Origin of the sequence: Burkholderia orbicola (genome assembly GCF_900100915.1) — a bacterium.
Classification (GTDB): Bacteria; Pseudomonadota; Gammaproteobacteria; order Burkholderiales; family Burkholderiaceae; genus Burkholderia; species Burkholderia orbicola.
Genome location: NZ_FNKW01000001.1, coordinates 2,945,999 through 2,972,885, shown reverse-complemented (window position 1 = coordinate 2,972,885; position 26,887 = coordinate 2,945,999). Strand labels below are relative to the sequence as shown.

The following is a 26,887-nucleotide window of genomic DNA, read 5'->3' as shown; positions in this document are numbered from 1 at the left end:
GTCATGGCCGGCGCGTGGCCGGCCGTGCCGGTCGCGTTACTTCTTGCGCTGCGGCGGCAGGTCCGTGCAGACGCCTTCGTACAGCTCGGCGGCCATGCCGACCGATTCGCCGAGCGTCGGGTGCGGATGGATCGTCTTGCCGATGTCCTCCGCGTCCGCGCCCATCTCGACCGCGAGGCACACTTCGCTGATCAGGTCGCCCGCGTTCAGGCCGACGATCGCGCCGCCGATCACGCGATGGGTTTCCTCGTCGAAGATCAGCTTCGTGAAGCCTTCGTCGCGGCCGTTCGCGATCGCGCGGCCCGAAGCGGCCCACGGGAACACGGCCTTGCCGTACTTGATGCCTTCGGCCTTGCACTGGTCTTCGGTCTTGCCGGCCCACGCCACTTCCGGATCGGTGTAGGCCACCGACGGGATCTGCAGTGCGTCGAAGTACGCCTTTTCGCCGTGCGCGGCTTCCGCGGCGACGTGGCCTTCATGCACGGCCTTGTGCGCGAGCATCGGCTGGCCGACGATATCGCCGATCGCGAAGATGTGCGGCACGTTCGTGCGCATCTGCTTGTCGACGTCGATGAAGCCGCGGTCGGTGACCGCGACGCCGGCCTTGTCGGCACCGATCTTCTTGCCGTTCGGGCTGCGGCCCACCGCGACGAGCACGAGGTCGTAGCGCTGCGCTTCCGCCGGCGCCTTCTCGCCCTCGAACTTCACGTAGATGCCGTCTTCCTTCGCTTCCGCGCCGACCGTCTTGGTCTTCAGCATCACGTTGCCGAAGCGCTTCGCGTTGTACTTTTCCCAGACCTTCACGAGATCGCGGTCGGCGCCCATCATCAGGCCGTCCATCATTTCGACGACGTCGATCTCGGCGCCGAGCGTCGAGTACACCGTGGCCATTTCGAGGCCGATGATGCCGCCGCCGATCACGAGCATGCGCTTGGGCAACTGGCGCAGTTCGAGCGCGCCCGTCGAATCGACGACGCGCGGATCTTCCGGCATGAACGGCAGCTTCACGGCTTGCGAGCCGGCGGCGATGATCGCCTGCTTGAACTTGACGACCTTCTTGCCGTTTTCGCCCTGCACTTCCATGTGGAACGGATCGACGAACGCGCCGACGCCGGTGACCACTTCGACCTTGCGTGCCTTCGCCATGCCGGCGAGGCCCGTCGTCAGTTTCTTGACGACGCCGCCCTTGAAGTCGCGCAGCTTGTCGAGATCGACCTGCGGCTTGCCGAACGTGATGCCGTGCGACGCGAGCGCCGCGGCTTCCTCGACGACGAGCGACGTATGCAGCAGCGCCTTCGACGGGATGCAGCCGACGTTCAGGCAGACGCCGCCGAGCGTCGAATAGCGTTCGACGAGTACGGTCTTCATGCCGAGGTCGGCGGCGCGGAACGCGGCCGAGTAGCCGCCGGGGCCGGCGCCGAGCACGAGCATGTCGCACTCGATGTCGGCGGCGCCGCTGTAGCTGCCGGCTTGCGGCGCGGCTGCGGCCGGAGCCGGTGCGGGCGCTGCGGGCTTCGGCGCTTCGGGCGCTTTCGCGGGAGCGGGCGCGGCTGCGCCTGCCGACGCTTCGACGATGGCGATGAGGGTGCCTTGCGAGACTTTCTCGCCGGCTTTGACCTTGACTTCCTTGACGGTGCCGGCGACGTCGCTGGGCACTTCCATGGAGGCTTTATCGGATTCGAGCGTGATGAGCGTTTGCTCTTTTTCGATCACGTCGCCGGGTTTGACGTTGACTTCGATGACATCGACGCCGCTGAAATCGCCGATATCCGGAACCTTGACTTCGATGAGACTCATGACTGTCCCCTTCTTGATTAGCTGCAGAGAGAGAGGGAGGGACTGGCGAAAAGACGGAACCTGCCTACATGCGGCCTGACAAGAGAACGCGACGTCGGGCGGGAACCACCTTTGCCGTCCGCCCAAGGACGCGCCTTTCTTTTGGTTACTTTTCTTTGGAAGACAAAGAAAAGTGACCGCCGCCCCGCGCAGGGGCGACGCTAATAGACCGTTAGCGCAACAGGTTCAACGACAGGGCGAGGATCACAGACATCGACCCCACGCCCCCGCGAGCCACTCCCACGCTCATCAAAGAATGATGCGACGGAAATCCCCGAGCAACGCCCCGAGATACGCATTGAACCGCGCGGCTTCCGCGCCATCGATGACGCGATGGTCATACGACAGCGACAGCGGCAGCATGAGCCGCGGCACGAACTGCTTGCCGTCCCACACCGGCTTCATCTGGCCGCGCGACAGCCCGAGGATCGCCACTTCCGGCGCGTTGATGATCGGCGTGAAGTTCGTCCCGCCGATCCCGCCGAGCGACGAGATCGAGAAGCAGCCGCCTTGCATCTGGTCCGGCTTCAGCTTGCCTTCGCGCGCAGCCTTCGACAGGTCGCTCATTTCCTTCGCGATGTCGACGAGGCCCTTCTTGTCCGCATCGCGGATCACCGGCACGACGAGGCCGTTCGGCGTATCGGCCGCGAAACCGACGTGGAAGTACTGCTTGAACACGAGGTTGTCGCCGTCGAGGCTCGCGTTGAAGGTCGGGAATTTCTTCAGCGCGGCGACGACTGCCTTGATCACGAACGCGAGCATCGTGAACTTCACGCCCGCCTTTTCGTGCTCCTTGTTCAGCTGGACGCGCAGCGCTTCGAGCTCGGTGATGTCCGCTTCGTCGTTGTTCGTGACGTGGGGGATCATCACCCAGTTGCGATGCAGGTTCGCGCCCGAGATCTTCTTGATGCGCGACAGCGGCTTCGCTTCGAACGGGCCGAACTTCGAGAAGTCGACCTTCGGCCACGGCAGCAGGTTCAGCTCGCCGCCGCCTGCCGGTGCGGCTGCCGCGGCGGGTGCCGCGCGCTGGCCGGTCATCACGCCCTTCACGAAGCCCGTGACGTCTTCCTTCGTAATGCGGCCCTTCGGACCGGAACCCTGCACGCGCGCGACGTCGACGCCGAGTTCGCGTGCGAACTTGCGGACCGACGGCGATGCGTGGCTGGCGCGGTATTCGCCCGACGGCGCGGCGGCAGCCGGTGCCGGCGCAGCCTTCGCGGGCGCGGGTGCCGGTGCGGCAGCAGGCGCCGGTGCGGCAGCGGCCGGAGCCGGTGCGCTGGCCTGCGGTGCGGCAGCCGGTGCGCCGGCGGCTTCGAGCAGCACGATCAGCGTGCCTTCCGACACCGAATCGCCCACCTTGACCTTGATGTCCTTCACGACGCCGGCGGCCGGGCTCGGCACGTCCATCGTCGCCTTGTCCGATTCGAGCGTGACGAGCGACTGTTCCTTCTCGACCGTGTCGCCGACTTTCACACCGATCTCGATCACCGGGACGTCCTTGTAGTCGCCGATGTCGGGCACCTTCACTTCCAGCGTGCCGCCGGACGCCGCCGGTGCGGCAGCGGGAGCCGCGGGTGCCGGTGCCGGTGCTGCTGCCGGAGCCGGAGCCGGAGCCGCGGCCGGCGCGGCCGCGCCGTTCGCCTGCGCGCCAGCGCCGCCTTCGAGCAGGATGATCAGCGAGCCTTCCGACACGGAATCGCCGACCTTGACCTTGATTTCCTTCACGACGCCGCCGACCGGGCTCGGCACGTCCATCGTCGCCTTGTCCGACTCGAGCGTGACGAGCGACTGCTCGGGCTCGACCGTATCGCCCACCTTCACGCCGATCTCGATGACCGGCACGTCCTTGTAATCGCCGATATCCGGCACCTTCACTTCGATCGCTTGACTCATCTGTTTCTGTCTCCATGGCCGCGCGCGCTCCTCGCGGGAGCGGCGCGCGGCATCACACGGCGTGTGCGTTAAACGGTCATCGGGTTGGGCTTGGACGGATCGAGGTTGTACTTGGCGATCGCGTCCGCGACCACCTTGCGCTCGATCGTGCCTTCGTCGGCCAGCGCGTTGAGCGCGGCGACGGTGACCCAGTGACGGTCGACCTCGAAGAAGTGACGCAGCTTCTCGCGGGTGTCCGAACGACCGAAGCCGTCGGTGCCCAGCACGACGAAGCGGCGATCGATCTGGCCACGGATCTGGTCGACCAGCGCACGGACGTAGTCGGTCGATGCGATGACCGGGCCCTGCGTGTCCTTCAGGCACTTCTGCACGTGCGACAGGCGACGCTCCTCGGTCGGATGGAGCAGGTTCCAGCGCTCGACCTCATGACCTTCGCGCGCGAGTTCGGTGAAGCTCGGCACGCTCCACAGGTCGGCGGCGACGCCCCAGTCGTTCTTCAGCAGGTCGGCGGCGGCGATCACTTCGTTGAAGATCGTGCCCGCGCCGAGCAGCTGGACGCGCGGTGCCTTCTTGTCGGTGTCGGCCTTCTTGAACGCGTACATGCCCTTGATGATGTCGGCCGCCACGTGCTCGCCCTGCGGAATCGCCGGGTGCTCGTAGTTCTCGTTCATCACCGTGATGTAGTAGTACACGTCTTCCTGGTCCTGCACCATGCGGCGCAGGCCGTCCTGGATGATCACCGCGAGTTCGTAGCCGAACGTCGGATCGTAGCTCACGCAGTTCGGCACCGATGCCGCCCACAGCAGCGAGTGACCGTCTTCGTGCTGCAGGCCTTCGCCGTTCAGCGTCGTACGGCCCGCGGTGCCGCCCAGCAGGAAGCCGCGCGAACGCATGTCGCCCGCGGCCCACGCGAGGTCGCCGATCCGCTGGAAGCCGAACATCGAGTAGAAGATGTAGAACGGCACCATGATCTCGCCGTGCGTCGAATACGACGTCGCCGCCGCGATCCAGTCGCACATGCCGCCCGCTTCGTTGATGCCTTCCTGCAGGATCTGGCCGGTCTGCGATTCCTTGTAGAACATCAGCTGGTCGGAATCTTCCGGCACGTACTTCTGGCCTTCCTGGTTCCAGATACCGATCTGGCGGAACAGGCCTTCCATGCCGAACGTACGCGATTCGTCCGGGACGATCGGCACGACGCGCTTGCCGAGCGCCTTGTCCTTCAGCAGGATGTTCAGAATCCGCACGAACGCCATCGTCGTCGAGATCTCGCGGCCTTCGCCCGTGCCCTTCAAGAGCGGCTCGAACGCGTCGAGCGCCGGCACCGGCAGCGACGTCGCCTTCTCGCGGCGGTGCGGCAGGTAGCCGCCGAGGTCCATGCGCTTCTGGCGCATGTATTCGAGTTCCTTCGAGCCTTCCTCGAACTTCAGGTACGGCACGTCGGCGATCTGCTCGTCGGTGATCGGCAGGCGGAACTGGTCACGGAACTTCTTCAGTTGCTCGACCGGCAGCTTCTTCTGCTGGTGCGTGATGTTCATCGCCTGGCCCGACTCGCCCATCCCGTAGCCCTTGATAGTCTTCGCGAGGATGACGGTCGGCGCGCCCTTCGTGTTCGTGGCTTCGTGGAATGCCGCGTAGATCTTGTGCGGATCGTGACCGCCGCGGTTCAGCGCCCAGATGTCGTCGTCCGACCAGTCGGCGACGAGCGCCTTCAGTTCAGGCGTGTTGAAGAAGTGCTCGCGAACGTACGCGCCCGACTCCGACTTGTACGTCTGGTATTCGCCGTCGACGCACTCCATCATGCGGCGCATCAGCGCGCCCGACTTGTCGCGCGCGAACAGCGCATCCCAGCGGCTGCCCCAGATGACCTTGATCACGTTCCAGCCGGCGCCGCGGAATTCCGATTCGAGTTCCTGGATGATCTTGCCGTTGCCGCGCACCGGGCCGTCGAGGCGCTGCAGGTTGCAGTTGATCACGAACACGAGGTTGTCGAGCTTCTCGCGGCTCGCCATGCCGATCGCGCCGAGCGATTCCGGCTCGTCCGTCTCGCCGTCACCGAGGAACGCCCACACCTTGCGGCCTTCCGTCTTCGCGATGCCGCGCGACTCCAGATACTTCATGAAGCGGGCCTGGTAGATCGCCATGATCGGGCCGAGACCCATCGACACGGTCGGGAACTGCCAGAAGTCCGGCATCAGCCACGGGTGCGGGTACGACGAGATGCCCTTGCCGTCGACTTCCTGGCGGAAGTTGTCGAGCTGCTCTTCCTTCAGGCGGCCGAGCAGGAACGCGCGCGAGTACACGCCCGGCGACGAGTGGCCCTGCACGAACACGAGATCGCCGCCGTGCTGGTCGGACGCTGCGTGCCAGAAGTGGTTGTAGCCGACGTCGTAGAGCGTCGCCGCCGATGCGAACGACGCGATGTGGCCGCCGACGTTCGTGTCCTTGCCTGCGCGCAGCACCATCGCCAGCGCGTTCCAGCGCGTGTACGAGCGGATGCGGTGCTCGATGTCCTGGTCGCCCGGAATCTTTGCCTGGGCTTCGACCGGAATCGTGTTGATGTACGGGGTATTGGCGGAGAACGGCAGGTGTTCGCCGTGCATGCGGGCGAATTCGATCTGCTTTTCGATCAGGTAATGCGCACGGCCGGTGCCCACGGAGGAGATCACGCCATCGAGCGACTCCAGCCACTCGACGGTTTCTTGCGGGTCGTCGTCACGTTCGGCGGCGACATATTTCATCACTTCGTTCGGTACAGCGGACATTCTCGTCTCCTGGGTCCTGGAATGTGAGGATCGCTCTCGTGCAGACGACGCGACGCGGCCGGCTGCGGGCAAGCTCCGACGGATTGTAATGAGCGTGGACGGGCCTGCGCAACAAAATTTTCGAATTGTGAGATCTTTTCTCGTAATGCGGAATATTGCTGCGCTGCACCCATATTTCGGGGCTCCGCGGCCCGTCTCGTCCGAACAAAACCGTTTCCGTTCAACATATCCGGTATCGGTTTTCCATGTATTGCGCTGCGCTACAATCCTGCCATGTTGACCGATCGGCTTTTCGCACGCTCGGCGCGACCGCCGGGCCCGCCGGCGGAGTCGCAGCCGTCCCGTTGGCACCACGGACCGTGGTGGTCCAACTCCTATTTGCTGACGCCGCTGCTGTCGATCCTGGTGTTCCTCGTGGTGATGAGCCTCATTCTGTGGAGCCTCAACCGGCGCGAACAGCAGCAGCAGGAAGACACCCTGTTCCGCAACGTCGCGTGGGCCCAGCAGCAGATCCGCCTGTCGATGACGGGCGCGCAGGAACAGTTGCAGGCGCTGTCGCGCGACCTCGCGTCCGGCCGCCTCGACCAGAACGCATTCCAGATGGCCGTCGCGGACGTGATGCAGACGCATCCGGAAATCCTCTACCTGAACTGGTACACGGCGCCCGGCGTGCAGCGCTGGCCGACCGTGCATCCGCCGCTGCTCGGCCAGCGCCTCGCGAAGCCTGGCGACGCGCAGATGCGGGACGCCGTGCGCGGCGCGTACGACGAGGCGCGCAGCACGCGCCGCCAGGCCTATTCTCCGCTGATCTACGATGACTTCGGCAACGGCTTCATCACGTTGCAGACGCCCGTGATGCGCGGCGACCGCGAATATCTCGGCTCGATCGCCGCGGTGTTCTCGGTCGAGGGCATCCTGAAGCACGACATCCCGCAGGAACTGTCGTCGAAGTACAAGATCTCCATCACCGATTCGAACAACCGCGAACTGTCGTCCACGTCGACACGCCCGCGCCTGCCGCGCGACTCGCACTACGATCTTCCGCTCGACCCGCCCGGCCAGGGGCTGACGGTGCGCGTGTACGCGTTCCCGCAGCTCACCAACCTGACCAACAACACGCTCGTGTGGCTCGTCGCCGGCCTGTCGTGCTTCGTGCTGTGGAGCCTCTGGAGCCTGTGGAAGCACACGCGCCAGCGCTTCGAGGCGCAGCAGGCGCTGTACGCGGAAGCGTTCTTCCGCCGCGCGATGGAAAACTCGGTGCTGATCGGCATGCGCGTGCTCGACATGCACGGCCGCATCACGCACGTGAACCCCGCGTTCTGCCGGATGACGGGCTGGGACGAAACCGATCTCGTCGGCAAGGTCGCGCCGTTCCCGTACTGGCCGCGCGACGCGTACCCGGAAATGCAGCGCCAGCTCGACATGACGCTGCGCGGCAAGGCGCCAAGCTCGGGCTTCGAGCTGCGCGTGCGGCGCAAGAACGGCACGCTGTTCCACGCGCGCCTGTACGTGTCGCCGCTGATCGACAGTTCGGGCCGCCAGACCGGCTGGATGTCGTCGATGACCGACATCACCGAGCCGAAGCGCGCGCGCGAAGAGCTCGCGGCCGCGCACGAACGCTTCACGACGGTGCTCGAAAGCCTCGACGCCGCGGTGTCGGTGCTGGCCGCCGACGAAGCCGAGCTGCTGTTCGCGAACCGCTACTACCGCCACCTGTTCGGCATCCGCCCGGATGGCCATCTGGAGCTGTCGGGCGGTGGCTTCGATCGCGCGCAGGCATCGTCCGACTCGATCGACATGGTCGACGCGTTCGCGGGCCTGCCGGCCGCCGCGCTGACGAGCAGCACCGCCGATGCGCAGGAGGTGTACGTCGAGAGCATCCAGAAGTGGTTCGAGGTGCGCCGCCAGTACATCCAGTGGGTGGACGGCCACCTCGCGCAGATGCAGATCGCGACCGACATCACGACCCGCAAGAAGGCGCAGGAGCTCGCGCACCAGCAGGAAGAGAAACTGCAGTTCACGAGCCGATTGATGACGATGGGCGAAATGGCGTCGTCGATTGCTCACGAATTGAATCAGCCGCTCGCCGCAATCAACAACTACTGCTCGGGCACGCTCGCGCTCGTGAAGAGCGGCCGCGGCACGCCCGAGACGCTGCAGCCCGCACTGGAAAAGACCGCGCAGCAGGCGCTGCGGGCCGGGATGATCGTGAAGCGGATTCGCGAATTCGTGAAGCGCAGCGAGCCGAAGCGCCAGCCGGCGCGGGTCGCGGACATCGTCGCCGATGCGGTCGGGCTGGCCGAAATCGAGGCCAGAAAGCGCAGGATCCGGATCGTCACGGAAATCCTCGCAAGAATGCCTATTATTTATGTCGACCCCGTGCTGATCGAACAGGTGCTGATGAACCTGATGAAGAACGCAGCCGAGGCGATGGCCGACGTGAAGCCGGCGTCGGCGGACGGCGTGATCCGCGTGGTCGCCGACATCGATGCGGGCTTCGTCGACATCCGTGTGATCGACCAGGGCCCGGGCGTCGACGAAGCGACCGCCGAGCGCCTGTTCGAACCGTTTTACAGCACCAAGTCCGACGGCATGGGCATGGGGCTGAACATCTGCCGTTCGATCATCGAATCGCATCGGGGGCGTCTGTGGGTGGTCAACAACGTCGAGCCGGATGGCCGCATTTCCGGCGCGACGTTCCACTGCAGCCTGCCCATTGGGGAACCCGCTGATCTCGGCCAAGGGGGGCGCGAGGCATCGGCATCACATACCGTTACGGGAGAACTATGAATAGCCCTGTCACCACCACTCAGGAAACCGTCTTTGTCGTCGACGACGACGAGGCCGTACGGGACTCGCTGCGCTGGCTGCTGGAGGCGAACGGCTATCGCGTGCAATGCTTCTCGAGCGCCGAGCAGTTCCTCGATGCCTATCAGCCGGCGCAGCAGGCCGGCCAGATCGCCTGCCTGATCCTCGACGTGCGGATGTCGGGCATGAGCGGCCTCGAATTGCAGGAACGCCTGATCGCCGACAATGCCGCGCTGCCGATCATCTTCGTCACCGGTCACGGCGACGTGCCGATGGCCGTGTCGACGATGAAAAAGGGTGCGATGGACTTTATCGAGAAACCGTTCGACGAAGCCGAGCTGCGCAAGCTCGTCGAGCGGATGCTCGACAAGGCCCGAAGCGAAAGCAAGAGCGTGCAGGAGCAGCGTGCCGCGAGCGAACGCCTGTCGAAGCTGACCGCGCGCGAGCAGCAGGTGCTCGAGCGGATCATCGCGGGCCGCCTGAACAAGCAGATCGCCGACGACCTCGGCATCAGCATCAAGACGGTCGAGGCGCACCGCGCGAACATCATGGAAAAGCTCAACGTCAACACGGTGGCCGACCTGCTGCGCCTCGCGCTGTCGAAGAAGCAGGCCTGAGCGGGTTCTCCGGCCGCGGCGGCACGGCCCACCGCCGGCCGCCCGGCCCGCAACCGGTGTTTGCCGCCCCGCGCGATGCGGCCCACTCGCGCGGCGGCGGTCGTTTCTCCCGGCGCGCGAGCGCCGCGGCCATGACGCTTCCCGTTGATTCGCTGTCGGACGGCAGCAGGCGAACGGTATAATTACGTGCTTTGCTACGGCGCTTCGCGCGCCGTACGCCCGCATTCCAACTTCCCGGCAGGACCCACCACCATGACAGCCCTCCTCATCGACGGCAACGCCCTTTCGAAGACCTTGCGCGCCCAGGCCGCCGAACGCGCCGCCGCGCTGACCGCACGCGGCCACCAGCCGGGTCTCGCGGTGATCCTCGTCGGCGCGAACCCGGCGAGCGAAGTCTACGTGCGCAACAAGATCAAGGCGTGCGAGGACAACGGCTTCTTCTCGCTGAAGGATGCGTACCCGGCCACGCTGTCCGAAGCCGACCTGCTCGCGCGCATCGACGAACTGAACCGCGACCCGAAGATCCACGGCATCCTCGTCCAGCTGCCGCTGCCCGCGCACATCGACAGCCACAAGGTGATCGAGGCGATCGCGCCGGAAAAGGACGTCGACGGCTTTCACGTCGCGAACGCCGGCGCGCTGATGACCGGCAAGCCGCTGTTCCGCCCGTGCACGCCGTACGGCGTGATGAAGATGTTCGAAGCGCACGGCATTGCGCTGCAGGGCGCGAACGCGGTCGTGATCGGCCGCTCGAACATCGTCGGCAAGCCGATGGCGATGATGCTGCTCGACGCCGGCGCGACCGTGACGATTTGCCACAGCAAGACGCGCGACCTCGCCGCGCATACGCGCGAGGCCGACATCGTGGTCGCCGCGGTCGGCAAGCGCAACATCCTGACCGCCGACATGGTGAAGCCGGGCGCGACGGTGATCGACGTCGGCATGAACCGTGACGACGCAGGCAAGCTGTGCGGCGACGTCGATTTCGCGGGCGTGAAGGAAGTCGCCGGCTACATCACGCCGGTGCCGGGCGGCGTCGGCCCGATGACCATCACGATGCTGCTGATCAACACGATCGAATCCGCCGAACGCGCCGCGGCCGCCGCGGCCTGAAGCTGCCTTTGCCCAGCCGGTGCGCGGTCCGCGCGCCGGCGCCTCGCCAGCCGCAATCGCGCGGCTGCATCGCGCCGGCCGGCGCGCCGATGCACCTTGCTGCTCGCCCGCCGCCGGTCGCCCTTGGCCGGTCGCCCTTGGCCGGCCGCCCCTGGCCGGGCGCCCACATCCGACCCTGCGTCAATCGCGTCATTAGAAACTAACGATTGGAAAGCGCACGATGCGCCCCAATAATGTCGGTATCGGGCGCCGCTTCATCGCGCCTCACCCTTTTCATCCCGGTTCATCCGGCAACAGACAGGGAGTCTCAATGTCCGCCAGCGCCAACACCAATCCCCTTCTCGACTTCTCCGGCCTGCCCCGTTTCGGCGAGATCCGCCCGGAACACGTGACGCCCGCGCTCGATACGCTGCTCGACGCCGCCAGCCGCGCGGTCGAAGCGGCGAGCGCGAGCGACACGCCGTCGACCTGGGCCGCCGTCGTCGAGACGGTCGAGCAGGCCACGGAGCCGCTCGGCCGCGCATGGGGCATCGTCGGCCACCTGAATGCGGTCGCCGACACGCCCGAACTGCGCGCCGCCTACGGTGAAAACCTGCCGCGCGTGACCGAGTTCTGGTCGAGCGTCGGCCAGAATCTCGCGCTGTACGAAAAGTACAAGGCGATCGCTGCGAGCGCCGAATACGCGACGCTGTCTGCCGAACGCAAGAAGATCCTCGACAATGCGCTGCGCGACTTCCGCCTGTCGGGCGCCGAGCTGCCCGAGGACCAGAAGCCGCGCTTCGCGGAACTGCAGGAACAGCAGGCCGCGCTGTCGAAGGCATTCTCCGATCACGTGCTCGATGCAACCAACGCGTACGCGTACTTCGTCACCGATGAAGCCGAGCTGGCCGGCCTGCCCGGCGACGCGATCGAGGCTGCCCGCGAAGCCGCGCAAAAGGACGGCAAGGAAGGCTGGAAATTCACGCTGCATTTCCCGTCGTACTTCCCGGTGCTGCAGTACGCGGACAACCGCGCGCTGCGCGAGACGCTCTACCGCGCCTATGCGACGCGCGCGTCGGAGCTCGGGCCGCAGTACGGCGACGGCAAGGCCGAATGGGACAACACGGCGATCGTCGTCGACGCGCTGAAGCTGCGCCGCGAAGAGGCGCAGATGCTCGGCTACCGCAACTTCGCCGAAGTGTCGCTCGCGCCGAAGATGGCCGAATCGCCGCAGCAGGTGATCGCATTCCTCGAGGATCTCGCGACCCGCGCCCGCCCGCACGCGGACAAGGACTGGGACGAGCTGCGCTCCTTCGCCGCGAAGGAGCTCGGCCTCGCCGAACTCGCGCCGTGGGACGTCGCATACGCGGCCGAGAAGCTGCGCCAGCAGCGCTATGCGTTCTCGGAAAACGAGGTCAAGCAGTACTTCCCGGAACCGGCCGCGCTGAAGGGGCTGTTCACCGTCACCGAAACGCTGTTCGGCGTGAAGATCAAGCCGGACGACGCGCCGGTATGGCACAAGGACGTGCGCTTCTTCCGCGTCGAGAACCGCGACGGCTCGCTCGTCGCGCAGTTCTATCTCGACCTGTACGCACGCGAAGGCAAGCGCGGCGGCGCCTGGATGGACGACGCGCGTTCGCGCGCGAAGCGCGGCAGCGACGTGCAGACGCCCGTCGCGTACCTGACCTGCAACTTCTCCGCGCCGGTCGGCGGCAAGCCCGCGTGCTTCACGCACGACGAAGTGATCACGCTGTTCCATGAATTCGGCCACGGGCTGCATCACATGCTCACGCGCGTCGACGAGCTCGGCGTGTCAGGCATCAACGGCGTCGAATGGGATGCGGTCGAACTGCCGTCGCAGTTCATGGAGAATTTCTGCTGGGAATGGGACGTGCTGTCGTCGATGTCGTCGCACGTCGATACGGGCGCATCGCTGCCGCGCGAGCTGTTCGACAAGATGATCGCCGCGAAGAACTTCCAGAGTGGGCTCGGCACGCTGCGCCAGATCGTGTTCTCGATGTTCGACATGCTGCTGCACGTCGACTTCGACCCGGCCGGCGCCACCGGCGTGACCGCGTTCGCGCGCGAGATCAACGAGCGCTATCACGTGATCCCGCAGGCGGCGTTCTCGCGCTGGCCGAACACGTTCAGCCACATCTTCGCGGGCGGCTATGCGGCCGGCTACTACAGCTACAAGTGGGCCGAAGTGCTGTCGGCCGATGCGTACGCGGCGTTCGAGGAAGCGGCGGCCGCCAGCGGCAGCGTACTCGACGCGGCAACCGGCACGCGCTATCGCCGCGAAATCCTCGAGGTCGGCGGCAGCCGCCCGGCGATGGAGTCGTTCAAGGCGTTCCGCGGCCGCGAGCCGCAGATCGACGCACTGCTGCGCCACAACGGGATGGCCGCGTCCGCGCACTGAGCGCGCCGCCCGGCCCTTCCAGTTGTTCAGGCTGCATCGACAGGCACCGCTTCGGCGGTGCCTTTTTTCATGGCGCGGACGTGTCGTCGCCCACTTCGTCGTCGAACAGCAGGAATTGCCCGTGGCGTTCGGCCGTATCCTCGTTGATGCGCACGCCGACGCCGAGCAGCCGTACCGGCTGCGCGCGCCGCAACAACCCCTTCGCGAGAAGCGTGACGGCCGTCTCGGCATTCGTCGCGTCGGCCACGCACTCGACCGTCGTGCGCTGGAAATCGGCGAAGCGGATCTTCACGTACAGCTTGCGGATCGACCGCGCGGCGCCCGCGCGATCGATCCGCGCGTCGAGTTGCACGACGAGGCGGCGGATTTCGTCCGCGCATTGCTCGAGTGTCGTCAGGTCGGTCACGTAGGTCGTCTCGACGCTGACCGACTTGCGCTCCTGGTCGGCCTGCACGGGCCGCTCGTCGATCCCGCGCGACAGTTCGTACAGCCGCCGCCCGAACGCGCCGAACTCGCGGTGCAGGTCGATCAGCGGCCAGTCGCGCAATTGCGCGCAGGTCTGGATGCCGAGCCGGTCGAGCCGCGTGGCCGTCACCTTGCCGACGCCGTGCAGCTTGCGCACCGGCAGCGCCGCGACGAATGCGTCGATCTCGTGCGGCCGCACGACGAACAGCCCGTCGGGCTTGTTCCAGTCGGACGCGATCTTCGCGATGAACTTGTTCGGCGCGACGCCCGCCGACACGGTCACGCCGACCGTATCGCGCACCCGCTCGCGGATCTCGCGCGCAATCAGCGTCGCACTGCCCTGGCAACGCTCCGACCCGCTGACGTCGAGGTACGCCTCGTCGAGCGACAGCGGCTCGACGTCCTGCGTGTAGTCGCGATAGATCGCCATGATCTGCCGCGACGCCGCACGATACTTGTCCATCGCGGACGGCAGGATCAGCAGGTCCGGACACTTGCGCATCGCCAGCGCCGACGACATCGCCGAATGCACGCCGTAGCGCCGCGCCTCGTAGTTACAGGTCGCGATCACGCCGCGCTGGTCGGGGCGACCGCCGACCGCGAGCGGCCGGTTGCGCAGCGACGGGTCGTCGCGCATCTCAACCGACGCGTAGAAGCAGTCGCAGTCGCAATGAATGATCTTGCGCATGCGCGGCGGCGCGTCGCCGGGCAGCGGCGTGGGTAGATCGGCAGGCGGGATGGTGGTCGGGCTCACGGTGCCGATACTGTACAAAAACACAGTGCCGGTTTCAACTGCCGCGTATGTCCGTCGCTCGCCGGCCTCAGCCAGCCGTCCCGCAGCTGGCCGCCTGGCGCCGACTGCGCCGTACCGGCCCGGTTCGTGCGGATCGTACCGGCCGGGCACGGGCAGCGGCACCTATACTCGTCTGCCGCGACACACGAAATCCAAAGGTGACGGATGAAGACAATCGGACTGATCGGCGGCATGAGCTGGGAATCGTCGGCCGAGTACTACCGGATGATCAACCGGCACTCGAAGGCATTGCACGGCGGCCATCACAACGCGAAGAGCGTGCTGGTCACGGTCGACTTCGCCGAAATCGAAGCGCTGCAGCGCACGCACGACTGGGCCGCGCTCGGCGAACGGATGGCCGACGCCGCGCGACAACTCGAAGCGGCCGGCGCCGATCTCGTCGTCCTGACGACCAATACGATGCACCGCGTGCACGACGCGATCGAGGCGGCGGTGACGCTGCCGTTCCTGCACATCGCCGATCCGACCGGCAGCGCACTGCGCGACGCGGGCGTCGAGCGCGTCGCGCTGCTCGGTACGCGCTATACGATGGAGCTGCCGTTCTACGCGGCGCGGCTGCGCGAGAAGTTCGGGCTCGACGTGCTGGTGCCGGACGAACGCGGGCGCAACGACGTGCACCGGATCATCTACGACGAGCTGTGCCACGGCGTCATCTCGGAGGAATCGCGCGCCACGTACGTGTCGATCATCGATGAACTGGCCCGGCGCGGCGCACAGGCGGTGATCCTCGGCTGCACGGAAATCACGCTGCTGATCGGCGCGGACGACTCGCCGCTGCCGGTATTCGATACGACCGCGCTGCATGCGAAAGCAGCCGTCGAGTGGGCGGCGCGCTGAACGACGCGCGCCATCGCGCAAAGAACACCGTCGCCACACGGCATCGCCGCATTGTTTCGCGCGCCGGGATTCACTCTCCCGGCGCGCGCGTCGTCGCTCGGCCGACGCCCTGCTCTCGCCCACCACACGGGGCCGGCACGAACGGCCCGCGAATCATGCGACTCGGTTCCGACGGGCGCGCCGACACGAGGGGTTATCCATTGGTAATAAAGTGACCGCAAATTGGTACGCGAGCAGCGGCACCGCACTCGACGCTGCTCGTCGCGGTCTCTTTTTCCACCAACCGGAAACAGGAACATGAAAAGACTCAGCACCGTGTTCGGCGCGCTGCTCGCCGTGTCGGCCACGCTCAACGCGCACGCGGACCCCAGCATCACCGCCTCGGCCGCCACGACGCCCAGGGACGGCTTCGATCGGATGACGTGGGACATCACGCCCGAAGTCGTGCCGACCCAGGTCAACGCCAGTTACTACTGGGCCAACCAGTTGTCGTCGCAACACGGCGGGCACGCGATCTACACCGGCATCCAGCCGCGCACCCGCAGCACCAACGTGGTGATCTTCAGCGCGTTCGGCACCGGCACGGCGCCGCTGTCGGCGAATTGCCGCGGCGGCGCCGACGGCGGCTCCGGCACGTCGTGCTCGATCGCCTACCCGTGGAAAACCGGCCATGCCTATCGGCTGCAGGTCACCGTGACGCAGGCCAATCGCAGCGACGGGCGCTCGACCGTCGACGGCTTCATCACGGACGTCGCCACCGGCGCCACGACGCCGACCGGCAGTATCGCGGTGCCGGCGAACTGGGGCGGCCTGTCGAGCTCGGCGTACCTGTTCGACGAGTACTTTCCGTTCAACGCCGCGTCGAAGGACCCGATGCAGCGGCCGTGCGTGCCGTATGCGCGCTACATGACGTCGCTGCCGCATTTCTACCTGAAGGATGTGGACTACCCGACGACCGAGCGGTCGATCCGGCTGAATACGGGCAAGGACAAGTGCGCGGTGCTGTCGGGCACGCCGAACGCGCGGGCCACGCTGGTCAACACGACGACCTATCTGCTCGAGAACGGCTTCCTGCCGGGGAGCCCGGGCGCGCCGAAATAACAAGCGGACGCGGAAAACAAAAAACCCGGCATGGAGCCGGGTTTTTCGTGGACGAAGTGCGCATCGGTCAATTGCGCGGCACATCGTCTGGTGTGCTTGGTTGCGGGGACAGGATTTGAACCTGTGACCTTCGGGTTATGAGCCCGACGAGCTGCCAGACTGCTCCACCCCGCGTCAGAGAAATAAATTATAGGGTGAGGAAGTACTCACGTCAATACTTTTGTCACAATTCCTGCCTCCCCTCCTCGCGCGACGATGCGTGACCCTGCATGACACCCGCGTTCGCACCCCATGCTCGCGGTAAGATGACGGCCTCCGAATTCACGCCGCACGCCCCTCCCGTTCATGAAAATAGCAACTTGGAACGTCAACTCGCTCAACGTCCGCAAACAGCACGTGCTCGACTGGCTCGCGCAAAGCGGCACCGACGTCCTGTGCCTGCAGGAACTGAAGCTGCCGGACGAGAAATTCCCGCGCGCCGATCTCGAGGCGGTCGGCTACCGCAGCTGGTTCACGGGCCAGAAGACCTACAACGGCGTCGCGATCCTCGTGCGCGACACGCTCGCCGTCGACGAATCGGACGTCGTGCGCAACATCCCCGGCTTCGACGACCCGCAGCAGCGCGTGATCGCCGCGACGGTCGACGGCGTGCGCATCGTGTCCGCCTACTTCCCGAACGGCCAGGCGCTCGACTCCGACAAGTTCGTCTACAAGATGCAGTGGCTCGACGCGCTGCAGGCATGGCTGCGCACCGAGCTGCAGCGCTACCCGAAGCTCGCGCTGCTCGGCGACTACAACATCGCGCCGGAAGACCGCGACGTGCACGATCCCGCGAAATGGGAAGGCCAGAACCTCGTGTCGCCGCAGGAGCGCGCGCACTTCGCGCAGCTGATCGAACTCGGCTTCGTCGATGCGTTCCGCCGCTTCGAGCAGCCCGAGAAAACCTTCACGTGGTGGGACTACCGGATGATGGCGTTCCGCCGCAACGCGGGACTGCGCATCGACCACATCCTGCTGTCGCCGGCGCTCGCGGCGACCTGCGCGTCGTGCGAGGTCGATCGCACGCCGCGCACGTGGGAACAGCCGTCCGACCACACGCCCGTCGTCGCGGTCGTCGGCTGATCGCCCAGGGCCTGTTCACGCGCAATCAGCGCCGCGCGGGCGCCGGCCCGAGATGGGCCCACAGGAAGCCGAATTCGGCCGCATCGGCTTCCGCGCGTTCGAGATCGTCGGCGCTGCCGTGGCCGCCGTCGGTGTTCTCCCAGTACCACACCCGTTCGTGACCGAGCGCCTGCATGCGCGCGGCCATCTTGCGTGCATGTGCGGGATGGACGCGGTCGTCACGGGTCGACGTCGTCAGCAGCAACGGCGGATACACGACACCTTCGCGCACGCGGTGATAGGGCGAATACGCGGCCAGCGCCGCGCCTTCGCTCGGATCGTCCGGATCGCCGTATTCGTCGAGCCATGCGGCGCCCGCGTGCAGCTTCGGATAGCGCTGCATGTCGAGCAGCGGCACGCGGCACAGCACCGCGCCGAACAACTCCGGCCGCTGCATCATGCACGCGGCGACCAGCAGCCCGCCGTTGCTGCCGCCCTCGATCCCCAACTGCGCGGCGCGCGTCACGCCGGTCGCAACCAGATCCTCGGCGACCGCGATGAAATCGTCGAACGAACGCTGGCGGTGTTCGCGCTGCGCGTCGGTATGCCAGCGCGGCCCGAACTCGCCGCCGCCGCGGATGTGCGCAAACGCCATCACGCCGCCGCGTTCGAGCCAGCCGATGCCGAACGCATCGCTGTAGCCCGGCAGGTTCGGGATCGCAAAGCCGCCATAGCCCGACAGCAGGCACGGCCGCGCGACGCGCGCCCCGCCTGCCGGTGCGTCGAGCGCATCGCGCGGCCCGATCAGCGTGTACGGCACGACCGTGCCGTCGCGCGAACGCGCGCTCGCGCGGCGTACGACAAGCCCAGCGGCGTCGAACTGCACCGGCGGCCGGTCGAGCAGCACGCGGCGCGACGGCGCATCGTCCGCGCGGTCGGCGAGATCGGCCAGCCAGCATTCGGGCGGATCGAGATAGGTGTCGACGTCGACGTACACCTCGTCGTTCAGCGTCGATTCGACGGGCTCGACGTCGATCTGCGCGTCGCCGGGCCAGTCGAACGGCCGCGCGTCCCAGGTCCACGCCCCGTCGCCGGCCTGCCGCGGCTGCCACAGCATCGTGCGGTTGTGCACGTCGTCGAGCCAGCTGGCGATCAGCGTCGTGCGCGTATGCGTCCACGTACAGGCGGACGTCGTCGGCCGCGGCGCGAACAGCGTCGTGAATTCGCGCGCGCCGGCGAGGAACGCCTCTTCGCGGATCGCGAGCAGCGAGCCGCCCGCGTGGCGCACGCCGTCGCAATCCCAGTCGAGGCGCGGCTCCAGCACGAGCCAGCCCTCCCAGAACCCGACCTCGACATGCGTCGGCACGTCGTAGCGCGCCCATTCGCCCGCGTCGGTCAACCAGTACGCGTGTGCGTCGAAGAAATCGACGCTGCGCCACGCGACGTGGCGGCGGTCGATCGGGTCGTACCACGCTCCGGCGCTGATGTCGTCCGGTTCGCCGCTGAACACGACGGGCGCGTCGGCAAGCGCCGTGCCGCGCACCCAGCGCCGCGCTTCATACGGATAGCCGGCGGCGGTCGCATGCGCTTCGCCGCGATCCCAGCTCACGTACACGGTATCGCGGTCGATCCAGCCGACCGTGTGATGGCCCGGCGCGTCGATCGTGAAACCGCCGTCGACGAACCGGCGCTCGACGAGATCGAATTCGCGCACGACGACCGCATCGGCGCCGCCCGGCGACAGCGACAGCAGCACGCGATCGCCGTCCGGATACAAGATCGCCTCCTGCTCGAACACCCACGACTCGCCCTCTTCGGCGCCGAGCGCGTCGATGTCGAGCAGCGTTTCCCAGGCCGGCTGGCCGGCCCGCCAGTCGGCCCAGCGCGTGCGGCGCCACAGCCCCTTCGGATGGAGATCGTCCTGCCACAGGTCGTACGCCCAGTCGCGCCAGCGGGTCGGAATCACCGGGCGTTCGCGCGGCAGATACGCTTTCGCGAGACGCGCGGTCAGCGCGCGATAGGCATCGTCGTCGCGCAGCGCGGCGCGGGTGCGCGCATTCTGCTCGTCGACCCACGTGCGGGCGCGCTTGCTGTCGAGTGCTTCGAGGAAACGGAACGGGTCGGCCCCGGCGGGCCAGCGGAAGGATTCGGACATTGAGGATCGCGGAATGGCAAGCTGCATGCAAACCGCGATTATGTCCGATCGCGGCATGCGCAGGCCCGCGCATGCCGCGAATCATGCTCAGGGCTCCAGATGGAGTTCCTGGATCTTGCGCGTGATCGTGTTGCGGCCGATGCCGAGCCGCTCGGCGGCCTCGACCTTGCGGCCGCGCGTGAAGTCGAGCGCCTCGCGGATCACGGCGGCCTCGAAGCGGCGTGCGAGTTCGTCCATCACGTCGGCCGAGTTCTCGCGCAACAGCCGCGCGACTTCGGTGCGCAGCCCGTGCTCCCACAGCGGGTAGCCGGCCGGCGCGCTGCCGTTCGCCGCGCTCGCGACGGGCGCGGCCGTCGGCGCTGCACCGATCGCGGCAGGCACCGCCGTGTGACCGCCGCTGCCGTGCGCGTCCGCGCCGTCGCCCGTCGCGACGACCGGCGCACCGGCCGGCACGAGGTCGGGCGGCAGATCCTTGATCTCGACCGTCTGCGCGGGCGCCATCACGGTCAGCCAGTTCGCGAGATTCTCGAGCTGCCGCACGTTGCCGGGAAACGGCAGCGACGTCAGGTACGCGAGCGCGTCGTCGGACACGCGCTTCGGCTCAACGCCGAGATCGCGCGCGCTCTTCTGCAGGAAATGGCGCGTGAGCAGCGCGATGTCCTCGCTGCGTTCGCGCAGCGGCGGCAGACGCAGCCGGATCACGTTGAGCCGGTGATAAAGGTCCTCGCGGAACAGCCCCTGCCGCACGCGCGACTCGAGATTCTGGTGCGTCGCGGCGATCACGCGCACGTTCGCGCGCAGCGGGTTGTGGCCGCCCACGCGGTAGAACTGCCCGTCCGACAGCACGCGCAACAGGCGCGTCTGCAGATCGAACGGCATGTCGCCGATTTCGTCGAGGAACAGCGTGCCGTTCTCGGCCTGCTCGAAGCGGCCCTGCCGCGTCGTCTGCGCGCCGGTGAACGCGCCGCGCTCGTGGCCGAACAGTTCGGATTCCAGCAGATCCTTCGGAATCGCCGCCGTGTTCAGCGCGATGAACGGTCCGTTCGCACGCGGGCTGTGACGGTGCAGCGCCCGCGCGACGAGCTCCTTGCCGGTGCCCGACTCGCCGGTGATCAGCACGGTCGCGGCCGAATGCGACAAGCGGCCGATCGCGCGGAACATGTCCTGCATCGCCGGCGCCTGGCCGAGCATCTCGGGCGCCTCGGCCACGCGCTCGTCCTGCGGCGCGCCGCCGCGCAGGCTTTCTTCCACCGCGCGGCGGATCAGCTCGACCGCCTTGTCGACGTCGAACGGCTTCGCGAGGTATTCGAACGCGCCGCCCTGGAACGCCGCGACGGCGCTGTCGAGATCGGAGAACGCCGTCATGATGATGACGGGCAGGCCCGGCAGCCGCTCGTGCATCGCCTGCAGCAACTCGAGGCCCGAGCCGCCCGGCATCCGGATGTCGGACACGAGCACCTGCGGCGTCTCGTGGTCGAGCGCGGCCAGCGCATCGCGCACGTTCGCGAAGCTCTTCGTCGCGAAGCTGTCCCGGGCGAGTGCCTTTTCAAGCACCCAGCGGATCGATTGGTCGTCGTCTACTATCCAGATCGGCTTCATAGGTCGGTCAGGTATGGGTGAATCGCAATGCTGCCGCTCAATGGTCGAGCGGCAGCAGAATCTGAAATTCGGTACGTCCGGGCCGGCTTTCGACCTCGATCATCCCGTCGTGCTGCTGCACGAACGTCTGTGCGAGCGTGAGGCCGAGGCCGCTGCCGTCGTCGCGTCCGGATACGAGCGGATAGAAGATCCGGTCGCGGATCTCTTCCGGAATGCCGGGCCCGTTGTCGACCACGTGCAAGTCCAGTGCCAGCTTGTACAGGCGCTTCGCGATCGTGATCTTGCGCGCGATGCGCGTGCGCAGCTCGATCTTCGCGTCGCCCTGCGCGATCCGCTCGCGCAGCGCCTGCGCGGCGTTGCGCACGATGTTGAGCAGCGCCTGGATCAACTGCTCCTTGTCGCCGCGCAGGTCCGGCACGCTCACGTCGTAATCGCGCTCGATCGTGAGCCCGCGCGGGAACTCCGCGAGCATCACCGCGCGCACGCGTTCGCACACTTCATGAATGTTCACGTCGCCGACGATGTGCGGATGCCGGTGCGGCTCCAGCAACCGGTCGACGAGCGTCTGCAGGCGATCGGACTCCTTGATGATCACCTGCGTGTATTCGCGCAACTCGCCGCGCTCGCGCTCGCCCAGTTCGAATTCGAGCAGCTGGGCTGCGCCGCGAATGCCGCCGAGCGGGTTCTTGATCTCGTGCGCGAGGTTGCGGATCAGTTGCTTGTTGACCGCGGTCAGGTCGTGGATGCGCTCTTCCCGATCGGTGCGCGACTGCCGTTCGTTCTCGAACAGCTCGACGAGCACGAAATCGGGCGCGCTCTCGAGGAAGCCGACGATCGCATGCACATGCAGCGGCTCGCGGCCGGGCCGGTCGAGCACCGTATCGAGGTGCGTCGCGTGAAAGCGTTCCTGGCCGATCGCGGTGATCGTCGATGCGAGTTCGTTCGCGTTCGGGAAAATCTCGCCCCACGGCCGCTGTGCGAGCTGCCGCCGCGAGATGTCGAGCATCGCCTCCGCGGACGGGTTCGCGAACGCGACCCGCAGCGTCTTGCGGTCGAGCACGATCACGACCGTCGGCAGCGCTTCGAGCCCCGCCAGCAGACCCGAGCGTGCGAGCCGCTCGTCGTCCGTCAGTCGTTCGGGTTGCCCCGTTTTCGCCTTGATCAGATTCTTCAGAACCATCTGCGTGCTTGTCGCGCCTCACCGGGCCAGAAAATGAAAATCGTCGGAACAAAAAAGGGACGGCCGGACGCCGTCCCCTTTCAGACTCCGCCGTTCCCGCCGCCAGCCGCGCGACGGGAACGAACCGGCATGACGGCGCTGAATCGAAGCGCCATCGCCGATTAGAGCGAGTAGTACATCTCGAACTCGATCGGGTGCGTCGTCATGCGGAACTTCGCCAGCTCCTGCTCCTTCAGCGCGAGGTACGCGTCGAGCATGCTGTCCGTGAACACGCCGCCACGGGTCAGGAACTCGCGATCCTTGTCGAGCGCTTCCAGTGCCTGGTCGAGGCCTGCGCAGACGGTCGGGATCTTTGCATCCTCTTCCGGCGGCAGGTCGTACAGGTTCTTGTCGGCTGCTTCGCCCGGATGGATCTTGTTCTGGATCCCGTCGAGGCCGGCCATCATCAGCGCCGAGAACAACAGGTACGGGTTCGCCATCGGGTCCGGGAAGCGCGTTTCGATACGGCGGCCCTTCGGGTTCGACACGTGCGGAATGCGGATCGATGCCGAACGGTTGCGTGCCGAGTAGGCGAGCTTGACCGGTGCTTCGAAGTGCGGGACCAGACGCTTGTACGAGTTCGTCGTCGGGTTCGTGATCGCGTTCAGCGCACGGGCGTGCTTGATGATGCCGCCGATGTAGAACAGCGCCAGTTCCGACAGGCCGGCGTAGCCGTTGCCCGCGAACAGGTTCTGGCCGTCCTTCCAGATCGACTGGTGAACGTGCATGCCCGAACCGTTGTCGCCGACGACCGGCTTCGGCATGAACGTCGCCGTCTTGCCGTACGAGTGCGCGACGTTATGGATGATGTACTTCGACCATTGCGTCCAGTCGGCGCGCTGCACCAGCGTCGAGAACTTCGTGCCGATTTCGTTCTGGCCCTGGCCCGCCACTTCGTGGTGGTGCACTTCGACCGGGATGCCGAGCTGTTCGAGCAGCAGGCACATTTCCGAACGCATGTCCTGGAACGTGTCGACCGGCGCGACCGGGAAGTAGCCGCCCTTCGTGCCCGGACGGTGGCCGGTGTTGCCGCCTTCGAATTCCTTGCCGGCCGACCACGGTGCTTCTTCCGAGTTGATCTTCACGAAGCAGCCCGACATGTCCGTGTTCCACTGGACCGAGTCGAAAATGAAGAATTCCGGTTCCGGACCGAAGTACGCCGTGTCGCCGATACCCGTGCTCTTCAGGTAGGCTTCCGCGCGCTTCGCGAGCGAACGCGGGTCGCGCTCGTAGCCCTTGCCGTCGGCCGGCTCGACCACGTCGCAGGTCAGCACGAGGGTCGACTCTTCGTAGAACGGGTCGACGAAGGCAGCGGTCGGGTCCGGCATGAGCAGCATGTCCGACGCCTCGATGCCCTTCCAGCCCGCGATCGACGAACCGTCGAATGCATGACCGCTTTCGAACTTGTCTTCGTCAAACGCCGAAACCGGCACCGACACGTGCTGTTCCTTGCCGCGCGTATCCGTGAAGCGGAAATCGACAAACTTGACGTCCTCGTCCTTCACGAGCTGCATGACGTCGGCGACGGTTTTACTCATAACCTCTTCTCCTGATTGAACAATTCCGGCGGACTGGGAAACCGCCTCGTTTATCGAGCTGATCGGGGTCTTGCTTTGGCGCAGCGCGCCCCGATTCGACCGAATTCTATATAGCAGCTTCCGTGCCACCTTCATGCAGGATCGGCGCGAATCGCGTCAGGGCTCGCCACGACAGGGCTGCGCTGCGCGATTCCGGGGCTTTACCCGCCATCGGTCCCGCCCCTAAAGCACCGACGTGGTGCAATCATCGAGCCCTGTCGCTTCGAACGAGTCACTTTGGTGCATTCGCGCCATTCTGCACTCTTTTGGTGAGTGCGTGTACGGCCCATGCACCGTGTCGCAGGCGGACGTCCGTGCCGCGACGTCGCGCTAGAATGATCGTTTGACCGATACGGAGACCCCCTGCCATGAGTACGCTGGACCAGCTTTACGCGAAGGCCGACGAACGCCGCGCACAAGGCGCGCTCAACTATGCCGGCGCGCTGCTGCCGGTCGAAGCATTCGAACTGCTGCAGCTCGACCCGTCGGCGCGCCTCGTCGACGTGCGCACACGCGCCGAGCTCGACTGGATCGGCCGCCCGCTCGTCGGCGACGGCCAGTACCTGCACCTCGAGTGGACGCGTTATCCGGGCGGCGTGCCGAACGCCGAATTCGTCAACGAACTGAAGGCGGCCCTCCCGGCCGATACGCCCATCCTGTTCCTGTGCCGCAGCGCCGCGCGCTCGAAGCTCGCCGCGGTCGCGTCCGCGCAGGCCGGCTTCACGAAGGCGTTCGACCTGCTCGAAGGCTTCGAAGGCGCGAAGGACGCCGAAGGCCACCGCAAGACGGTCGACGGCTGGTGCTTCCGCAAACTGCCGTGGATCGGCGCCTGAGCGCGCGCCGCTCACGCCGGCTGCGACGACCTCATCGTCGAGCCGGGCGATGACATGCCGATGACGGGCCGCGTTGCGCGGCCCGTTGCTTTTGACAAGGCGACGTGGCAGGCCGCTCAGGCGCGCGGCGTATCGGGCTCGACGACGTCGCCGCCGAGCAGGTGCACGCCTTCGCGCAGCTTCACGAACGCGGCCGCGACCGCTTCCGGCTCGCCCTTCACGCCGAGATCGATGTGACGGCGCGCATAGATGCCGCCGCGCTCCGCGTCGCCGACGCTCGGCAGGCTGAACACGCGCACGCCGGGGAAATCGCGCTCGATCTTCTCCATCAGCGGCGTGAGCGTCGATTCCGGCAGCTCGAACACGTACAGCGAGCGCTCGGCATGCGGCGTCGCGTGATGCAGGTGCGCGTACTTCGTATCGAGCACCCATTCGATCATCGGCCACGCCATCACCGGGAAGCCCGGCACGAAATGCAGATCGCCGACCGAGAAGCCGGGAATCCGGTTGTAGCCGTTCGGGATGATCGTCGCGCCCGCCGGGAACACGCCCATGTTGAAGCGATGCTGGTTCTCCGGCGACTCGAAGTCGACCGGCGTGGCCGGATCGGTGTGCGTCTCGCGAATGCGCTCCGAAATCAACGCCTTCGCCTCCGGATGCAGCTCGAGCGGCACGCCGAGCGCGGCGGCCGCGCACTGGCGCGTATGGTCGTCCGGCGTCGCGCCGATGCCGCCCGTCGAGAACACGATGTCGCCCGACGCGATCGCGCGCGCGAGCGTCGCAGTGATGCGCGCCGGATCGTCGCCGACGTATTCGGCCCAGTCGAGCGCGAGGCCGCGCGCGCCGAGCAGCTCGATGACCTTCGCCAGATGCTTGTCCTGCCGGCGGCCCGAAAGGATTTCGTCGCCGATGATGATGATGCCGATGCTCATGCCTGCCCCATGTCGATTGCGGTGGCGCGCGCACTGGCGCGCAGGTCTTCCAGCGCGCGCAGGCAGTAGTGCCCGAACCACAGCGCCGAGAAGACGAGGATGAAAGCGTAAACCCAGATCATGGCGGCCGCGACGAACGGAAACAGCACCATCATCCAGACCGACGAGACCCACACGAAGGTCGGCACGGTGCCGAGCAGCCCGGTCGCGACGCCGATGCCGATCAGCGGCCAACGGTGCCGGCGTACCAGCGCGCGGCGCTCGTCGCGGCTCGCGTGCAGCGCGAGCGCGTCGTAGGTCATCACGCGGTACGTGAGCCAGCCCCAGATCACCGGCGGCAGCAGCGCGAAGAACGGCGGAATCAGCCACAGCGGGATCGTGACGACGAGCAGCACGACGCCGACGATCGCCGCGCCGAGCGAATTGACCACGCTGCCGAAGAAGGTGCCGCCCCGCTTCGCCTCGAGCGCCGCGAACTGGCGATTCGACAGGTGCTTGATCACGACCGGCATCGAGATCGTCGCGATCAGCAGCAGCACGGTCAGCACGATCAGCGGGATCGCGAGCGACACGACCACGAACGGCGCGACGACCGCATGCAGCTGCGACATGCCGATCGCGTCGAATGCGCGATACAGCATGGCCGTCAGCACGAAGCCGTCGAGCGCGCCGCGCGCGAGGTCCAGCAGTGTCTGCCACGAGAACCACAGCACGGCGCCCCACAGCAGCGCCGACACGACGAACGGCATCAGGGTGAGCCACAGCATGCGCGGGTGCAGCGCGCTGGCGAGCGCCCGGACGAAGGAACGCAGCAAGTCGTTCAT

18 protein-coding genes and 1 tRNA gene are annotated in these 26,887 nt (G+C 66.7%); 8 read left to right on the top strand and 11 right to left on the bottom strand.

Going from position 1 to position 26,887, the window contains the following annotated elements:
• Positions 1–36 precede the first annotated feature (36 nt).
• The 3 genes from lpdA to aceE all read right to left on the bottom strand — a co-directional run bounded on the left by lpdA (position 37) and on the right by aceE (position 6,494).
• Positions 37–1,797, bottom strand: coding sequence for a dihydrolipoyl dehydrogenase (gene lpdA, locus BLS50_RS14190; RefSeq protein WP_074802475.1), 1,761 nt, complete (start codon positions 1,795–1,797; stop codon positions 37–39).
• A 288-nt stretch (positions 1,798–2,085) separates the two neighbouring features.
• The gene (gene aceF / locus BLS50_RS14185; protein ID WP_074802474.1) at positions 2,086–3,729 is read right to left on the bottom strand and encodes a dihydrolipoyllysine-residue acetyltransferase; all 1,644 of its coding nucleotides are present in this window, start codon (positions 3,727–3,729) and stop codon (positions 2,086–2,088) included.
• Positions 3,730–3,797: 68 nt separating this feature from the next.
• Positions 3,798–6,494: a pyruvate dehydrogenase (acetyl-transferring), homodimeric type gene (aceE, locus tag BLS50_RS14180; protein WP_074802473.1), complete on the bottom strand. Its 2,697-nt coding sequence runs from the start codon at positions 6,492–6,494 to the stop codon at positions 3,798–3,800.
• Between the two features lie 273 nt (positions 6,495–6,767).
• Between aceE and fixL the strand changes: the two genes are divergently transcribed.
• The 4 genes from fixL to BLS50_RS14160 all read left to right on the top strand — a co-directional run bounded on the left by fixL (position 6,768) and on the right by BLS50_RS14160 (position 13,430).
• Positions 6,768–9,284, top strand: coding sequence for an oxygen sensor histidine kinase FixL (fixL, locus tag BLS50_RS14175; protein WP_074802472.1), 2,517 nt, complete (start codon positions 6,768–6,770; stop codon positions 9,282–9,284).
• The gene (fixJ, locus tag BLS50_RS14170; protein ID WP_006493245.1) at positions 9,281–9,919 is read left to right on the top strand and encodes an oxygen response regulator transcription factor FixJ; all 639 of its coding nucleotides are present in this window, start codon (positions 9,281–9,283) and stop codon (positions 9,917–9,919) included. Before fixL ends, fixJ begins: the two co-directional genes overlap by 4 nt.
• A 252-nt stretch (positions 9,920–10,171) precedes the next feature.
• On the top strand, positions 10,172–11,032 hold the full coding sequence (gene folD, locus BLS50_RS14165; RefSeq protein WP_023477455.1) for a bifunctional methylenetetrahydrofolate dehydrogenase/methenyltetrahydrofolate cyclohydrolase FolD: 861 nt from the start codon (positions 10,172–10,174) through the stop codon (positions 11,030–11,032).
• Positions 11,033–11,342: 310 nt separating this feature from the next.
• Positions 11,343–13,430, top strand: a complete 2,088-nt coding sequence (locus tag BLS50_RS14160; protein WP_074802471.1) for a M3 family metallopeptidase — start codon at positions 11,343–11,345, stop codon at positions 13,428–13,430.
• A 67-nt stretch (positions 13,431–13,497) separates the two neighbouring features.
• Here the strand turns inward: BLS50_RS14160 and dinB are convergent, their stop codons facing one another.
• Positions 13,498–14,673: a DNA polymerase IV gene (gene dinB / locus BLS50_RS14155; RefSeq protein ID WP_074802470.1), complete on the bottom strand. Its 1,176-nt coding sequence runs from the start codon at positions 14,671–14,673 to the stop codon at positions 13,498–13,500.
• Positions 14,674–14,853: 180 nt separating this feature from the next.
• Here dinB and BLS50_RS14150 point away from each other — a divergent pair, with 180 nt between their 5' ends.
• Both BLS50_RS14150 and BLS50_RS14140 read left to right on the top strand, forming a co-directional pair.
• Positions 14,854–15,546: an aspartate/glutamate racemase family protein gene (locus BLS50_RS14150; RefSeq protein WP_074802469.1), complete on the top strand. Its 693-nt coding sequence runs from the start codon at positions 14,854–14,856 to the stop codon at positions 15,544–15,546.
• Between the two features lie 297 nt (positions 15,547–15,843).
• Positions 15,844–16,647 carry a DUF3472 domain-containing protein gene (locus tag BLS50_RS14140; protein WP_074802467.1) on the top strand — a complete coding sequence of 268 codons (804 nt, stop codon included), beginning with the start codon at positions 15,844–15,846 and terminating at the stop codon, positions 16,645–16,647.
• Between the two features lie 97 nt (positions 16,648–16,744).
• Here the strand turns inward: BLS50_RS14140 and BLS50_RS14135 are convergent.
• A tRNA-Met gene (locus BLS50_RS14135) sits at positions 16,745–16,821 on the bottom strand.
• Between the two features lie 171 nt (positions 16,822–16,992).
• Here BLS50_RS14135 and xth point away from each other — a divergent pair.
• Positions 16,993–17,769, top strand: a complete 777-nt coding sequence (xth, locus tag BLS50_RS14130) for an exodeoxyribonuclease III (protein ID WP_053524796.1) — start codon at positions 16,993–16,995, stop codon at positions 17,767–17,769.
• A 25-nt stretch (positions 17,770–17,794) separates the two neighbouring features.
• Here xth and BLS50_RS14125 read toward each other — a convergent pair whose 3' ends face one another.
• From BLS50_RS14125 to glnA, 4 genes are all read right to left on the bottom strand, one after another.
• Complete coding sequence (locus tag BLS50_RS14125; RefSeq protein WP_074802466.1) at positions 17,795–19,903, bottom strand: prolyl oligopeptidase family serine peptidase; 2,109 nt, start codon at positions 19,901–19,903, stop codon at positions 17,795–17,797.
• Between the two features lie 87 nt (positions 19,904–19,990).
• Positions 19,991–21,502, bottom strand: coding sequence for a nitrogen regulation protein NR(I) (gene ntrC, locus BLS50_RS14120; RefSeq protein WP_074802465.1), 1,512 nt, complete (start codon positions 21,500–21,502; stop codon positions 19,991–19,993).
• Positions 21,503–21,539: 37 nt separating this feature from the next.
• On the bottom strand, positions 21,540–22,682 hold the full coding sequence (gene glnL / locus BLS50_RS14115; protein WP_006478366.1) for a nitrogen regulation protein NR(II): 1,143 nt from the start codon (positions 22,680–22,682) through the stop codon (positions 21,540–21,542).
• Positions 22,683–22,843: 161 nt separating this feature from the next.
• Positions 22,844–24,259: a type I glutamate--ammonia ligase gene (gene glnA / locus BLS50_RS14110; RefSeq protein ID WP_011549441.1), complete on the bottom strand. Its 1,416-nt coding sequence runs from the start codon at positions 24,257–24,259 to the stop codon at positions 22,844–22,846.
• A gap of 407 nt (positions 24,260–24,666) precedes the next feature.
• Between glnA and BLS50_RS14105 the strand changes: the two genes are divergently transcribed.
• Entirely contained in the window at positions 24,667–25,131 is a 465-nt protein-coding gene (locus BLS50_RS14105; protein WP_006478364.1) for a rhodanese-like domain-containing protein, read from the top strand.
• A 116-nt stretch (positions 25,132–25,247) separates the two neighbouring features.
• Here BLS50_RS14105 and BLS50_RS14100 read toward each other — a convergent pair whose 3' ends face one another.
• Both BLS50_RS14100 and BLS50_RS14095 read right to left on the bottom strand, forming a co-directional pair.
• Positions 25,248–26,063: a competence/damage-inducible protein A gene (locus tag BLS50_RS14100; protein ID WP_074802464.1), complete on the bottom strand. Its 816-nt coding sequence runs from the start codon at positions 26,061–26,063 to the stop codon at positions 25,248–25,250.
• Positions 26,060–26,887: an EI24 domain-containing protein gene (locus BLS50_RS14095; protein ID WP_006478362.1), complete on the bottom strand. Its 828-nt coding sequence runs from the start codon at positions 26,885–26,887 to the stop codon at positions 26,060–26,062. The genes BLS50_RS14100 and BLS50_RS14095 overlap by 4 nt, the downstream gene beginning before the upstream one ends.